At 52.8% G+C, this 14,655-nt stretch carries 13 protein-coding genes; 7 read left to right on the top strand and 6 right to left on the bottom strand.

Annotated elements, in window-relative coordinates; all coding sequences use genetic code 11:
- Positions 1–9: 9 nt before the first annotated feature.
- Both CWI71_RS04850 and CWI71_RS04845 read left to right on the top strand, forming a co-directional pair.
- A complete protein-coding gene (locus tag CWI71_RS04850; protein ID WP_126754146.1) occupies positions 10–3,513 on the top strand; it encodes a sensor domain-containing protein in 3,504 nt (1,167 codons plus the stop codon).
- A gap of 17 nt (positions 3,514–3,530) precedes the next feature.
- On the top strand, positions 3,531–4,901 hold the full coding sequence (locus tag CWI71_RS04845) for an SLC13 family permease (RefSeq protein ID WP_126754145.1): 1,371 nt from the start codon (positions 3,531–3,533) through the stop codon (positions 4,899–4,901).
- A gap of 23 nt (positions 4,902–4,924) precedes the next feature.
- Here the strand turns inward: CWI71_RS04845 and CWI71_RS04840 are convergent, their stop codons facing one another.
- Genes CWI71_RS04840 through CWI71_RS04825 form a run of 4 tightly spaced genes read right to left on the bottom strand, consistent with a single transcriptional unit; the run spans position 4,925 to position 9,991 of the window.
- Positions 4,925–6,280, bottom strand: a complete 1,356-nt coding sequence (locus CWI71_RS04840; RefSeq protein WP_126754144.1) for an MBL fold metallo-hydrolase RNA specificity domain-containing protein — start codon at positions 6,278–6,280, stop codon at positions 4,925–4,927.
- A gap of 27 nt (positions 6,281–6,307) precedes the next feature.
- The gene (locus CWI71_RS04835; protein ID WP_126754143.1) at positions 6,308–7,774 is read right to left on the bottom strand and encodes a phospholipase D family protein; all 1,467 of its coding nucleotides are present in this window, start codon (positions 7,772–7,774) and stop codon (positions 6,308–6,310) included.
- A 27-nt stretch (positions 7,775–7,801) separates the two neighbouring features.
- Positions 7,802–8,890 (bottom strand): ferrochelatase, encoded by a 1,089-nt coding sequence (gene hemH, locus CWI71_RS04830; protein ID WP_126754142.1) that lies wholly within the window; start codon positions 8,888–8,890, stop codon positions 7,802–7,804.
- 33 nt (positions 8,891–8,923) lie between these two features.
- Positions 8,924–9,991 (bottom strand): alpha/beta hydrolase, encoded by a 1,068-nt coding sequence (locus CWI71_RS04825; RefSeq protein WP_126754141.1) that lies wholly within the window; start codon positions 9,989–9,991, stop codon positions 8,924–8,926.
- A 182-nt stretch (positions 9,992–10,173) separates the two neighbouring features.
- On the opposite strand from CWI71_RS04825, the gene xthA reads away from it, so the two are divergent.
- Positions 10,174–10,983 (top strand): exodeoxyribonuclease III, encoded by an 810-nt coding sequence (xthA, locus tag CWI71_RS04820; RefSeq protein WP_126754140.1) that lies wholly within the window; start codon positions 10,174–10,176, stop codon positions 10,981–10,983.
- On the opposite strand, the gene yfbV is transcribed toward xthA, so the two are convergent.
- Complete coding sequence (gene yfbV / locus CWI71_RS04815) at positions 10,980–11,393, bottom strand: terminus macrodomain insulation protein YfbV (RefSeq protein ID WP_241967624.1); 414 nt, start codon at positions 11,391–11,393, stop codon at positions 10,980–10,982. The two genes, xthA and yfbV, sit on opposite strands and share 4 nt — an antisense overlap.
- Before the next feature lie 194 nt (positions 11,394–11,587).
- Between yfbV and CWI71_RS04810 the strand changes: the two genes are divergently transcribed.
- Genes CWI71_RS04810 through CWI71_RS04795 form a run of 4 tightly spaced genes read left to right on the top strand, consistent with a single transcriptional unit; the run spans position 11,588 to position 13,924 of the window.
- Positions 11,588–11,938 carry a Spx/MgsR family RNA polymerase-binding regulatory protein gene (locus CWI71_RS04810; RefSeq protein ID WP_126754138.1) on the top strand — a complete coding sequence of 117 codons (351 nt, stop codon included), beginning with the start codon at positions 11,588–11,590 and terminating at the stop codon, positions 11,936–11,938.
- Positions 11,935–13,080 carry a succinyl-diaminopimelate desuccinylase gene (dapE, locus tag CWI71_RS04805; RefSeq protein WP_126754137.1) on the top strand — a complete coding sequence of 382 codons (1,146 nt, stop codon included), beginning with the start codon at positions 11,935–11,937 and terminating at the stop codon, positions 13,078–13,080. Before CWI71_RS04810 ends, dapE begins: the two co-directional genes overlap by 4 nt.
- On the top strand, positions 13,074–13,796 hold the full coding sequence (locus CWI71_RS04800; protein WP_126754136.1) for a M15 family metallopeptidase: 723 nt from the start codon (positions 13,074–13,076) through the stop codon (positions 13,794–13,796). The genes dapE and CWI71_RS04800 overlap by 7 nt, the downstream gene beginning before the upstream one ends.
- Positions 13,781–13,924, top strand: a complete 144-nt coding sequence (locus CWI71_RS04795; protein WP_126754135.1) for a DUF2897 family protein — start codon at positions 13,781–13,783, stop codon at positions 13,922–13,924. The genes CWI71_RS04800 and CWI71_RS04795 overlap by 16 nt, the downstream gene beginning before the upstream one ends.
- On the opposite strand, the gene purC is transcribed toward CWI71_RS04795, so the two are convergent.
- On the bottom strand, positions 13,919–14,632 hold the full coding sequence (gene purC, locus CWI71_RS04790; RefSeq protein ID WP_126754134.1) for a phosphoribosylaminoimidazolesuccinocarboxamide synthase: 714 nt from the start codon (positions 14,630–14,632) through the stop codon (positions 13,919–13,921). The two genes, CWI71_RS04795 and purC, sit on opposite strands and share 6 nt — an antisense overlap.
- Between the last annotated feature and the right edge of the window lie 23 nt (positions 14,633–14,655).

The following is a 14,655-nucleotide window of genomic DNA, read 5'->3' as shown; positions in this document are numbered from 1 at the left end:
ACAAAATCTATGCTCTATCGCCGTAGCCTTGCCCTATCACTGGTCAATGTCACGCTGTTTGTGACCATAAGTGCAACCTTTTTATTCGGGTTGTTCGGCTTAGTGGTAAATATTTACACGCAACCTGAAAGTGCGTTTGAGCGCGTGATCTCGAATACCTCGGGTATTGTTGCCATCAGCGTTGCCTTTGCGCTGTATGGGCTGGCCACCAAGCGCCGTAAAGTCCAGCTCGGCGGCGCCTTGGTACTGCTCTTAGCGGCACTGCATAGCTTGCTGGTGAATTTGTCGATTGCTTCGGTTTTTTATCTCGACTTTCTTAATCAGATTGATGCCTATTTTTACCCACCGGTGGCGCTCACCTTTTTAATTCTGGGCGTAACACTGCTTTTAAACCCGCGCGAAAAAATTCAACGCCGGTGGATGCGGGTATTCGCTGTGTTCTTATTATTCGTTGCCTGTGTTAGCATTGTGCTTCATTTTCTACCCCATGGCTTTGCTTATCTGGGCCCGCATCCGCCAGTGACGACGCTGGCCACCTTAAGCATTTTTCTGACCGGCTTGTCACTTTTGCTGGCCAGCTCGAATCGCATCCTGCTGTTTGACCTGAATGCAAACCCCGCCGCCTGGCTTACCTTCGCCTTTGTTGCATTTATTTGTAGCCTGTGGGTTTACCTCAGCCTCAATCAAATCAGAGATATTCGTAACGAGGCGGTGACGACCATCGAAAAAGTTGCTGAGTCGCGCAAGCAAACCATTGTCGTCAACATGCAGATTCTGAATCGCTTACGCGAGCGCTGGACCGAGTTGGAGCTTTCCCCTACGTCTGCATTCGCACGGTTTGACGCCGCGACTTTCTTGCGCGACATTCCGCATTACCTTGGCATCCACTTGCTCGATGAGCGTGGCGTGCCGCAATGGCAGTTGCACCGCAATAATGAGCGCGCTTATCTGGAACAAATCAGTCACCCGGAAGTGCAAAGTTGGCTCGCCTCGCCGATCAACGACATTGCCATGATGATCCCGCCGGACGAATTTAAGTCGGATCGTAAGCCGGTGGGCCTCATGCTGGTGCCGGTTGCTCAGGAAGGAACGAAAGATTATTACCTGCTGGTGGTGTTTGATCTGGTCAGATTGGTGAACCCGGATACCCGGGTTTTGCCAGACTTTCTGAAAATTTATGCCTCATTAGGCGAAGAGCGGCAACTGAGTTTCGAGAACAGTAAACCGCGTCATCGTAACGAACTTGCGATTGCCAGTGCGGAACTCAACATTCCATATAGCGAGCCGGTCACGCTGTCCGCCAGTCTGTACTCGTTTGCCAACCTCAGTAGCGCTTCGAATCTGCGCATGATTCTTGCGTTCTCGGGCTTTTTGTTCTGTGTTGCCTTTTTGGCGCTGTCGCAGCAAAATCGTATGTTGCGCAAGCACAGTCTGCGTCTGCGCGGTATTCAGCAACGCCTGCATGATCAGCAACGACAATTACAACTCAACGAGCAACAGTTCCGCTCGCTTTTTACCTTTCATCCCGATGCCGTTTACTCACTGGATACCGATGGGCTGATTACCAGCGCCAACCATGCGGTACTTTCGAACCTCGAGGCCGCTCCTGAACAGGTTATCGGTGCTCACTTCAGTGTTTTTGTGCGTCCCAATGACCGTAAAGTTGCTGAAACCAACTTCAAGCAAGCATTGGCCGGTGAGACCTGTCAGTACGAGCTTAATGTCTACACCAGTCAGGGCGAGCAGCGGAGTATTGTGGTAACCAACCTGCCAATTAAAATTGACGATGAAATTACCGGGGTATTTGGTATTGCCAAGGACGTGACCCGAGATAAAGCTAAAGACGCACAGTTGCAAATTTTAGAGCGCAGCATGAATGTCACCAGCAACGGCATTATTATTTCCGATGCTGGAAAAGAAAATGCACCCATTATCTACGCCAATCAGGCATTCCAGCGCATGACGGGCTATTACATCGATGAAATTGCAGGCAAGTCCTGTGACTTTCTGATTGGCCCTAAAACAGACCCGAAAATCATTACCGAAGTGCGCCAGGCACTGGAGAGTAAGCGCGAGTGTCATGTTGAAGTGCTGCATTACCGCAAAGACGGCTCATCCTTTTGGGATCAACTTGAACTCACGCCAGTCACAGACGCTGGCGGCAAGGTAACACATTTTATCGGCATCCATGAGGATATTTCCGAGCGCTATGTAGCCAAACAGCAACTGGCGTTTCAGGCTGAGCATGACGCGTTAACCTCGCTGTTCAACCGGCGCTCTTTTGAACATCGCTTAAGTGCAGAGTTACAGGAGACCGGCGCGACGCAGGGCAAACAGCAGTGGGCGGTCATGTTTATTGACCTTGACGGGTTTAAGTCGATCAACGAGGCAATGGGACTTGAAGCTGGCGATCTGGTACTGCAACTGGTCGCCAAGCGCATTCAGGCGGCACTGAACCCACCCGGTTTTGCCGCTCGCTTTGGTGGCGATGAATTTGTTGTAGCCGTACGTGAAGAGAGCCCAAATCATGTGGCAGTGCTGGGTGAGCGTTTGTTGGAGATCATCGCCGAGCCTTATGAAGTGCGTAAGCAAAAAGTCTACCTGACAGCCAGTATTGGTGTTGCCTGCTTTGACGATAACTCACAGAGCGCAGTCAGCTTAATGCAGCATGCCGATCTGGCAATGACCATGGCCAAACGCCAGGGCCGCAATTATCTGAATTTTTATCAGCAGTGCATTGAGCAGACCCATCGCTTCAGCGTGCATCTGCGCAGTAAATTTCAGCAGGCGATCGATAATGAACAGCTGCAATTATTTTATCAGCCCATTGTCGCCTTAAGTTCCGGTAAAATTATCGGCGCCGAAGCATTGATGCGCTGGCAGTTAGAAGATGGCAGCTTCATTCCGCCTGACATTTTTATTCCGATGGCGGAAACCACCGGTCAAATCATCCCGGCCAGTCAATGGGCCCTCGAGCAGGCCTGTCATGACCTGAGCCAATTGCTCGAACGCAGGCCCGGCTTCTGTCTGGCTGTCAATCTCTCGGCCCTGCAGTTTAATCGTGCGAACTTTTTTGAGCAGGTCATCACCACCTTACAGTCGCATCACATCCCCAGCGAATGTATTGAGCTTGAGTTGACGGAGAGTATTCTGATGGACGACAGCGCCCATGCCATTAAGCTCATCGAACGCTTCCGCCAGGCGGGCTTGTCTGTCGCTATTGATGATTTCGGCACCGGTTTTTCCAGTTTGAGTTACCTGAAGAAACTGCCGGTCAGTAAATTGAAAATTGACCGCGCGTTCATTCAGGAAGTAGTCAACAAAGCGAGTGACGAAGCCATTGTCCGCGGCATTCTGGCCATGGCACGCCAACTCAATATTAAAGTGGTGGCCGAAGGTATTGAGATGGCCGAACAAGCTATTCGTCTGAACGAGCTTGGCTGTGACCTTGGTCAGGGTTATTACTTTGCCAAACCGAAGCCATTAAATGACTTGTTGAACGATCTGGATTAACGCAGGGGCATCGTGTTATGCATAACTGGCATCTTCTGCTGGCGCCATTTGCCGCTGTCATGGTCTATGTTGCCACCCTCTCACTCGCCGATTTTTCTCATGCGCCTGCCTGGACCTTAGCTGCAACAGTTTGGATTGCCTGGTGGTGGATCAGTGAAGCGCTGCCCCTCCCCGTCACCTCACTGTTGCCTTTTGTACTGTTGCCGCTGGGTGGTATCAGCTCACTCAACGACGTTTCCGCCGCCATGGGCAACCCGATCATCTGGTTATTCATGGCTGCCTTTATGCTGGCGAAAGCGGTTGAATTAAGCGGTGTCCACCGTCGGCTCGCCCTGGGACTGGTCCATACGGTCGGCAATGGCCACGGCAAACGCATGCTTTTTGCTTTTATGTTGGCCACTGCCCTGCTGTCCATGTGGATTAGTAATACCGCGGCTGTGCTCGCTCTGTTGCCGGTAGCACTGGCGCTTGCCGATGCCTGCGACGATGCGCCCTTTCAGCGCGCTTTGCTGCTCGGACTGGCTTATTCGGCATCGGTAGGCGGTATTGCCACCCTGGTCGGTACTCCGCCGAATTTAATCTTTGCCTCGGTATATGAAACCACCACTGGCCAGTCATTTAGCTTTACCGACTGGCTCAAAGTCGGCATTCCGTTAGTGGTACTGGCTATTCCACTGATGGCCTGGTGGTTATCCCGCAAGGTTAATGATGTGGTCGCGCTCAGTATTGAGCCGCCAGGACCTATGCAATCGGCCGAAAAACGAGTACTGGCGATTTTTGCTGTGGTGGTGCTGCTGTGGGTGACGCGCACCACGCCGTTTGGTGGCTGGACGGCACTGACGGGCCTGACCGCTGTCGGCGACGCCACGGTAGCCATCGCCGGGGTGCTGGTGATGTTTATGGTGCGCGACTCAAAGGGCGATTCCTTATTGACCTGGAACGCTGCCGTATCGATTCCCTGGGGTATCCTGTTACTCTTTGCTGGCGGTATTGCACTGGCGCAGGGCTTTATCAGCAGTGGTCTGAGTGAGCGCATTGGCGAAGCCTTGACCGGGCTCGGCGCATTACCTCTCTGGTTACTGATATTTTGTCTGACTCTGAGTGTATCATTTCTGACCGAAGTGACCTCGAATACGGCCACGGCGACGCTACTGATGCCGATTATGGCCGCTGCCGCAATTGCGCTTGAGTTACCACCCCAACTACTGATGATTCCCGCCACCATTGCCTGCAGCACGGCGTTTTGTCTGCCTGTGGCAACCCCACCGAACTCCATCGTGTTCTCATCGGAGCGCCTGACAGTGAAAGATATGGCCCGTGAGGGAATGGTATTAAACTTCATTCTGGCGATCATCACCACACTGGTCGTGATGGTGACGATCGCTTAATAAGCCAGCGTCCGGCAGCTGGTCTAGAAATGCAGTACCTCCCGGTATGCCGCAATGTGTACATCATAAGAACTGGTCTGCTTCAGATAGTCCGACATCGCCTCAAGCGCGTCAGGCTCACCGTGCACCAGATAAATCTTCACCTGTTGCGGCAATGCTGATTGCTTCAGCCAGTCGCCTAATTGCGCATAATCCGCGTGGGCGGACAAACCATCGAGCTGACGAATTCTGGCTTTCACTGGCAGCCACTCGCCATGCACTTTAATCCGTTCATTGCCCTGCAGCATTTTCGCGCCCCGGGTACCGCCCGCCTGATGTCCACTAAACAATACGCTACTGCGATGATCACCGAGCCAGTGCTTAAAATGATGCAGAATGCGTCCACCGGTCGCCATACCACTGCCGGCAATAATAATATGCGGCGCGCCCTGTTTGGCGATGGCCTTGGAATCTTCCACGCTGCGGCTGTAGATCACCTGTTGTTCAGCCGCATCACACTGTTGTTGCGTCAGACGATGGTAGTCATGTTGCTCAGCATAAAGTTCCGACACCTGGATGCCCATTGGACTGTCGAGAAAAATAGGTAACCGCGGAATCCGTTTCTCCGCCATCAGCGTGACCAGCATGTGCTGTAACAGCTGCGCGCGCCCTACGGCAAAGCTGGGAATCATCAGTACTCCACCAGCCGCCGCCGTCTCGTTGACGACTTCGGCTAATTGCTGCCAGGGATCACCATCGTCGTGACGGCGATCGCCATAGGTCGACTCAAGCAACACATAGTCCACCTCGGGCAACGGGCGCGGCGGTTTCATCATAATATCGTTCGGGCGACCCACATCGCCACTAAATGCAATCCGCGTTCCCTGGTGTTCGGCGACGACCGACGCGGCGCCGAGAATATGTCCGGCTGGCTGCAGCTGAAACTGTATATCGCCGACGCTGAAGGGCGCGTCGTAGTTTATTCCGTGCAGTAACTTTAGTGCCGCGTTAGCAGTGGCTTCATCATACAAAGGCCGCGGCTCGGCATGCTTGCTCAAGCGATGCTTTTTATAAAACTTCGCGTCTTCTTCCTGAATACGCCCACTATCTGGCCATAAGATTTGACATAAGCCCACGGTGGCATGGTGCGTATAAACCCTGCCACGGAAGCCATGCTCATAGAGCACCGGTAAAAAGCCCGAATGGTCAAGGTGCGCATGCGTTAATACCACCGCATCGACCTCGTTAATGCCCAGTGGCAACGGCTGCCAGTTACGCTCGCGTAGCCACTTGTAACCCTGAAACAGACCGCAGTCAATCAGCACACGTGTTGTTTCAGTTTCGAGCAGGTATTTCGAGCCGGTAACCGTTTCACTGGCTCCTAAAAATGTTAACCGCATTGCACTTCCCCTCAAAGAACAGAGTGATTACAGCAAACGTTCGATCGGTAAGCGTTCCAGAATGCGCACCGCCAAACGGCGCCAGATAGAAGCATTCGGTTCGGACTTATAGTAAGAGCGTTGTTCGCCTAAATGCTCCACCCAGACAATTTTGTTCTTAATTAATCGTAGCTGATAAGCGTAATGGGGTAAGGTTTCCACAATCGCCTTTTCGAGGCTGCCAGCCAGCGCCTTACTATGCATTAAAAAGCCAAGCTCAGTATTGATCGCGGCCGAGCGCGGATCGAAATTCAGTGAGCCGATAAAGACCCGTGCCATATCGACCATAAAGGTCTTGGCGTGTAAGCTTGAGGCGGCGCTACCAAAACGCTCTTTACCTTTGAGGCGTTGGCGGCGTTGTTTGCGCGCGTCCTTTCTTGCCAGCGGCGTCAGGCACTGCATTTCAAACAGCTGAATTCCATGACTTAACAGCGTGCGTCGCCACTTGGCATAACCGGCGTGTACCACCGCCACATCCGTTGCCTCCAGCGAGTTGGTCAGAATAATAATCTGTACCCCCCGACGCGCCAGAGCTATCAGCTCTTTTATCCCGGCCTTGGTGGGAACAAAATAAGGAGAGACCAGAGTGACATGTGACTGTGGTGAACCGATAGCTTGTTGCAACTGATGCGGCACCATCTGTTGCGGTTTCGCGCGGCCCAGTGCCTTTTCCGGCGAGTCACTGATGAGTTGCGTTCGCGCCCAGATGATCTCCAGTTCCTGCGCTTTTAGTTTGCTCAGAAATGGCAGTTCCTCAATGGCCTTCACATACTCCTGTGCCTTTGGATCGTCCTTGTAGCGCGCGGCAATTTTTTGCAACACCGACAAATCTTGCGGCTTAGTCAAGCTGTACAATTCATCTAAGGGTACCGCCGGCTCGCTGTCCCAGTAACGGTCAAAGTCCTGTTGTACATCATCGACCACGTCACCAATAAACATGACGTCTAAGTCGGCGAACAGCAGGTTGCGGATAGCACCGAAGTATTCATCGCCAATATTACGACCGCCACTAATGACCATCTGACCATCAGCAATAAAAGCCTTGTTATGCATACGGCGGTTCAGCCGCCGGAACTCAAACAGATAATTAATAAAGCGGGGGCGACGCAGCTTCAGTGGATTAAATAAGCGGACTTCGATATTCGGATGTTGGTGCAAGCCCTTGAGTGTGGCATCAAGGCCAACAGTACTGAGATCATCCAGTAACAAACGTACTTTCACGCCACGCTCAGCCGCCTCATGCAGGGCTTCGAACAACAGCGTGCCAGTAATATCATGGCGCCAGATATAATACTGCACGTCCAACTGGTGCTGGGCTTGCTCTGCGAGCAAAATGCGCGCTGCAAATGCCTCGCGGGCCTCAACCAGAGGGAGCACCCCCGTTTCTCCCGGGTGCTCCGACACTAAGGCTTGAACTACCTGTGCTAAACTTTCCTGTCCATTGTCGCTTACCACAGTCGCTCTTGCTCCTTCTTTCGTTCGCTAAATGGATCCGTAGTCTTTTTCCAGCTGTTGTGCGCGCTCCGCGCTTTGTTGTTCATCGCGCGTTAGTTGCCATCCCTGTAACTCACGTTGCACTATTGCAGCGAGTGCGTCAATATGCGCATCAGTCGCGTTGAGCGCCGGAATATAAGCATAAGACTCGCCGCCGGCTTCTTCAAAGTACTCGCGGTTTTCTTCGCCAATCTCTTCAATGGTCTCAAGACAGTCCGCGCTGAAGCCGGGACAAACTACCTGCACATTTTTCACGCCTTGTTCAGGCAACGCTTTTAACGTCGCATCGGTGTACGGTTTTAGCCATTCCTCGCGGCCAAAGCGTGACTGAAAGGTGGTCAGGTAGTCTTCGTTACCGAGCCCCAGCTCGTTGGCAATCAGGCGCGAGGTTTTGTGACACTCACAGTGATAAGGATCGCCTTTTTGCAGGTATTTCAGTGGCACACCATGATAAGAAAAAATCAGTTTTTGCGGTTGCCCGTGCTGTGTCCAGAATGCTTTAATCTGCGCCGCACACGCTTTAATGTAACCGGCATCATCATGGTAATGACTGATAAAGCGAAAGTCAGGTAACCAGCGTCGACGGGTAAAATCATGGGCTAACGCGTCAAACGTTGAGCCAGTGGTCGCTCCTGAATACTGCGGATACAGCGGTAATAACACCAGCTTGCGTACGCCTGCCTCAAGCATTTCGTCAATCACTGTGCCAATGGCGGGTGAGCCATAGCGCATGGCGTAACCCACCACTACGTTATCGCCGTAGTCCTGTTGCAATTTTTGTTGCAGCTTCGCGGCCTGATCTTTGGTATGAAACAACAAAGGCGAGCCTCGCTCGGTCCACACCGTTTTGTAGGCAGCTGCCGAACGCCGCGGACGAATGCGCAGAATGACGCCGTTAAGAATTAACCACCACAGCGCACGTGGTACTTCGACCACCCGGGGGTCAGCCAGAAACTGTCTCAGATAACGTCGTAGCGAAGGGGCATCTGGCGCATCGGGCGTACCCAGATTCGTCACCAATACACCGATTTTATCTGCCTGGCCGTGGGAGAAGTCAGGAAAACCGCGATAGTCCATGTCTTACCTCATCTGTCACTGCAATCGGCAACTTTATTGCCAAAGTTGCACATGATCGCGAATTTTGTCCGTGGCGATCCAGTCATGCAGCTGATCCGCCATCCACTTGCCCTGGTCCACTGCTTTTTGCCAGTACTTAATACGTTCGCTGGCGTCGAGCTCAGCAAAGTCCTTACGATCAGGTATTTTCTGATAGGGCAACGAATCAATAAATTCTTGCGTTGGCGTCAGAAGGATCACATTAGGCCATAAGCTTCCACTCGTACGGCGACTTTTTAAACGCTTGTCAAACCAGCCGGGGATCACCTCATGATGAAAATGCGGATACAGCACCAGACCGTCAACGCCGCTAAAATCCAGGTCAAAGTGGTAATCGGTCACGCCACCGTCACGGTAGATACCCGCCGGCGCACCAGGAATATCGCGCACGCCTTCAAGCACCAGCGGAATCGAACCGGTTGCCAGTAAGGCTTGCTTAAAATTATCCTGCGACAAGGTCGCAAAGCGTGTCGGCAAATCATTCCAGTGTTCGGCAAAGGTCGCCGGCGACGCCGGGTGATGAAAGATCACCCGCTCATAGAACTTACCCAGCCAGCGCCGTTTCAGCGAGTTGGCCGCAGCTGAGGCCAGCAGGCCAACCAGCTGCCGTTTCCCTTCAGAGGCGGTCAGCCCGCGGCAGCGCACGACAATCCAGTGATGACGAAACCGCTCCTGCGACAGAATTTCCTGCACTGCGTTGTCGGGAATATATTCGGCCAGCAGTTTGCGTGCCTCATCGGTAATTTCCTTCACGTCCGGTTTAGCGCTGTACGTTTGCGTGCTGTAGAGGCGGGCAAAAAGTTCGCTGGCAGCAACCGGGTCTTTCTGTCCCAGGGCGGCAAAGCGCCACGCTCCGGCTGAGGTACCGAGCAAGTCCAGTGGTTGCTCGCGTTGCGCAAATAGCTCGCCAAACAGATAGCGGTCCAGGCCCTGTAAGACAAACCATTTAGGCCCGCCTGAAGCGCCAACCAACAACTTAATATCGGCCTCAGATAGCCCTTGCTCCTTAATCTGCAACCACGCCCGCTTGCCGGCACGTAACTGCAACCACTGGGTTGCCATGTTGCTCTCTCCATATTGTTCGTTTTGATGCTGGCGCCAGTATACCCAAATTTCGGCACTGCAACAGCCTCAAGGTCGCACCCCATTTCGGCTTCTGATATGCTTATCGCCGTCATTCAACAGACTGTTTTTAGCAGACGCTAATCAGCTACTCTATTTTTGGTAAGGGAACACGCAAAACGATGAAAGTCATTTCGTTTAATATCAACGGTATTCGCGCCCGTTTACACCAGTTGCAAGCGCTCATTGAAAAGCATCAGCCCGATGTGATTGGCCTCCAGGAAACCAAAGTCCACGACGAGCAGTTCCCGCTCGCCGACGTTGAGGCATTGGGTTATCACGTGATTTACCATGGGCAAAAAGGTCATTACGGTGTCGCCCTGTTAAGCAAGCGTCCGCTGGAAAACCCGCAGTTTGGTTTTCCCGGCGACGCGGAAGATGCACAGCGCCGTATGATCATGGGTGATTTGGTTCAGGATGATGGTACCCGGGTACGTATTTTAAACGGCTACTTTCCACAAGGTGAAAGCCGTGATCATCCACTGAAGTTTCCGGCAAAAGAAAAATTCTATGCCGATTTGATGCACTATCTGCAGCAAGACCTTGATCCAAGCCAGCCCGTGGTGGTCATGGGTGACATGAATATCTCGCACCAGGACTGTGATATTGGTATCGGCGACGCTAATGCCAAGCGCTGGCTACGCACCGGTAAGTGCAGCTTTCTGCCGGAAGAGCGCGAATGGCTGAACCGCCTGCTCGACTGGGGACTGGTCGATACGTATCGGCTGCAGCATCATGATAGTACCGATCAGTTCAGCTGGTTTGACTATCGTTCGCGCGGCTTCGATGACAATCGCGGGCTGCGAATCGATTTGATTCTGGCCACCCCAGAGCTTGCTGATAAGCTGATTGACAGTGGTATCGACTATGAGCTGCGCGGCATCGAAAAACCTTCGGATCATGCCCCGGTATGGAGCGAGTTTAAACTTTAATGCTCCTCAGGCGGTAAATCCCGTAACGCCTTATCGAGCAGCCGCGCTAAGTCCATGCGTTTGGGCTTAGTCCGCGGCTGCACCTGCAGTTTTTGCGCCAGTTCCAGATACCAGTGCTTCAGTCGCGGATCGAGCTCCGTCAGCGCGCGTTTACCCAGCCAATACCAGCCCTGCACTGGCAGCGATAATAAAAACAGTGAGCTGATCAGCGCCTGTGGCGCCATACTCATGCCCAACCACTGATACTGAACCAGCAAATTAACGACCGCCGCCGGTGGCATCCACCGCGCCGCGAACTTCACCGCCGGCACGACCCGGGTTTCAGTCATCGCCGCCACGACCGCGTGGTGCGGCCAGATAGCAGCGTACTCTTGTCCGGTTTTAAAAACGTGCCAAAGAGAATGTTTCATTTTTATCCTTTTGCTGTCCTTTTGATCAACCTGGTCAAGCTTTAACCATATTGATTTTATATTATTTTTCAGTGACTTAACTAGTTCACAGCAGCTAACTCACAGAGTTATCCACACAAACTGTGGAGAATCCACAAGGCTTTTGTCACAATGTCGGGCAACTGTTGAGCCAACTCAAAAAATAAGAGACCACAATGACGGTAAAACTGTACGGAATTCCGAACTGCGATACGGTACGCAAGGCGCGCCGTTTTCTTGAGCAACATGACGTTAATTATGACTTTCAAAATGTGCGTGAGCAACTTTTGCACGCCGAGACCCTGACCCTCTGGCTGCAAAAAGTTGACCGTGACACGCTGATTAATAAGCGCAGTGCCAGTTGGCGCCAGTTGACCAACGACGAACGTGAGTTGCACGATAACGCTGCCGCCATTGAGTTATTGCAACGTTATCCTACGCTTATGAAACGTCCGGTACTCGAAGTGGACGAACACTTGCTGGTGGGCTTTGATGAAGCGCAGTGGCAACAGGTGCTGGAACGATGACAGTGGTCGCTGCCAGCAATGCTATTATTGCCCTTGCCAGTGAACTGATCGCCCGCCCCTCGGTCACGCCCGAGGACGCAGGTTGTCAGCAGCTTATGGGTGAGCGCCTGGCTGCCGCAGGCTTCACCCTGGAAACCATGCAGTTTGCCGATACCACGAATCTGTGGGCGCGACGCGGCACTGAGGGCCCGGTATTTTGTTTTGCCGGCCACACCGATGTGGTACCTGCAGGTGCCGAGCATGCCTGGCATTACCCGCCGTTTACACCGACGCTCGCCGATGGCTATTTGTATGGTCGGGGCGCTGCTGACATGAAAGGTAGCCTGGCGGCGATGCTGATCGCGACAGAGCGCTTCGTCGCCAACAACCCGAATCATCGTGGCAGCATCGCCTTTCTCATCACCAGTGATGAAGAAGGTCCGTTTATCAATGGCACACCAAAGGTTGTTGAGACACTCGAAGCGCGGAACGAAAAAATTAAATGGTGCGTGGTCGGCGAGCCTTCCAGTACCAAAACTGTTGGCGACGTCGTCAAAAACGGCCGCCGTGGCTCGCTTTCCGGTGAGCTTACGGTTTACGGAGTGCAAGGCCACGTCGCCTACCCGCACCTGGCGGATAATCCAGTGCATAAAGCAGCACCCGCGCTGGCCGTATTGGCGCAGACGGAATGGGACCATGGCAATGCGTTTTTCCCACCGACCAGTTTTCAGATTTCCAATCTGCACGCCGGCACGGGTGCCGGTAATGTGATTCCCGGTGAGTTTAAAGTCAGCTTTAACTTCCGTTACAGCACTGAGAGCAGCGCCGCTGAGCTAAAACAACGGGTCTGTGCCATACTTGATGCCCATGAGCTTGATTATGCCATTGACTGGAAGCTCAACGGCGAGCCGTTTTTAACGGCCGAAGGTGAGCTGGTACAGGCCACCGTAGCTGCGGTGCGCCACCATGTCGGTCAGGCGCCACAACTGTCCACCGCTGGCGGCACTTCCGACGGACGCTTTATTGCCCCCACCGGCGCTGAAGTCATTGAGTTAGGGCCGGTCAATGCCACCATTCACAAGGTTAACGAATGTGTGCGAACGGACGATTTAGTCATCTTAACCGACATGTACGAGAATATTCTGGAGCAGCTTTTATGCTAAACAGTGCGGAGCTTACCGGCCAGGCAAGTAGTCATGTAGTAAGTGATGCCTGTTGCCGTGCCAGCGTGCGACTGCAACCCCAGGTATTTGCTGCTTATCGGGCGATGCGCGAGGCCGCGCAGCAGGCCGGAATCGAACTTGATATTGCCTCGGGCTTTCGTGACTTTGCCCGACAGCGTGAGATCTGGAATCGTAAGTTTTCCGGTGACGCGCCATTATACGACAGTTCTGGCGCGTTGCTTGATCCGAGTTCGCTGAGCACCGGGGAAAAGGTCGAAGCCATCATGACCTGGTCCGCATTACCGGGGGCCAGTCGTCATCATTGGGGTACGGATTTTGATGTTTATGACCCGCGGCCCTTTGCTGATCAGCAACGTCAGTTACAACTTATTCCGGCGGAGTATGAAGAAGGCGGCCCCTGCTATGATCTGGCCTTGTGGCTCTACCGCCACGCCGCTGATTTTGGCTTCTTCTTTCCTTACCGGGTTTATCAGGGCGGTGTGGCAGCCGAACCCTGGCATTTGAGTCATCGCAGCAGCGCCAGTGAAGCACAGCAACAACTCACCACCGCGCTGCTCATCAAGGCCGTGCGTAACAATGATGTCGCCGGCAGCGACTATCTATGTGAGCGCATGCATGAACTCAAAGAACGCTACGTCGATAACATTTGCAGCGACAACACCGCTGCGGGAGATAACGGATGGCTTTTTGGATAATTTTGCTGGTTGTCTTTGCCGTGGTGATCGGCAATATCATGCTGGTAAAGCATACCGCACATATGAAAATGCCGTCGCGTAAGCAACGGCATTCAGATGAGCGTGATGACAAAGATGATCAGTTATAGTTGCACGCCCAGGCGCTGCGCGACTTCTTCATAAGCTTCAACAACCCCACCTAAGCCCTGGCGGAAGCGATCTTTATCGAGCTTTTTGCGCGTCTCTTTGTCCCACAAACGGCAACCGTCAGGACTAAATTCATCGCCTAATACGATGTTACCGTCGGCGTCGACGCCAAACTCTAACTTGAAGTCCACCAGCAGCATGCCGGCATCAGCAAACAGCTGCTTAAGCACGTCGTTGACCTTAAAGGTTAGCTGCTTCATGGTGCCTAGCTGCTCAGCTGAAGCCCAGCCAAACGCCACTGCATGACTTTCGTTAATCATCGGGTCATGCAGGGCATCGTTTTTCAGAAACAACTCGAAGGTTGGTGGCGTCAGTTCTTTGCCCTCTTCTACTCCGAGCCGGCGCACCAGACTACCTGCAGCAAAGTTACGCACGACGCATTCTACCGGGATCATGTCCAGGCGTTTGACCAAGGTGTCCGTATCGCTTAGTACGCGATCAATTTGCGTTGCTACCCCTGCTGCCTCAAGCTTGGCCATAATAAAGTTATTAAACTTATTATTGATCATGCCCTTACGTTCAAGTTGCTCAACTTTTTCGCCGTCAAAAGCCGAGGTATCGTTACGGAAGTGCAAGATCAAACGCTCCGGATCATCAGTTGTAAAAACCGTTTTGGCTTTTCCACGATAAAGTTCAGTACGTTTTTCCATGAGCAGCAGGTTCTCCAGCTAAA

The sequence above is a fragment of the Pseudidiomarina insulisalsae genome (assembly GCF_003987065.1).
Lineage (GTDB): Bacteria > Pseudomonadota > Gammaproteobacteria > Enterobacterales > Alteromonadaceae > Pseudidiomarina > Pseudidiomarina insulisalsae.
This window is presented reverse-complemented; position numbering and strand designations above follow the sequence as displayed.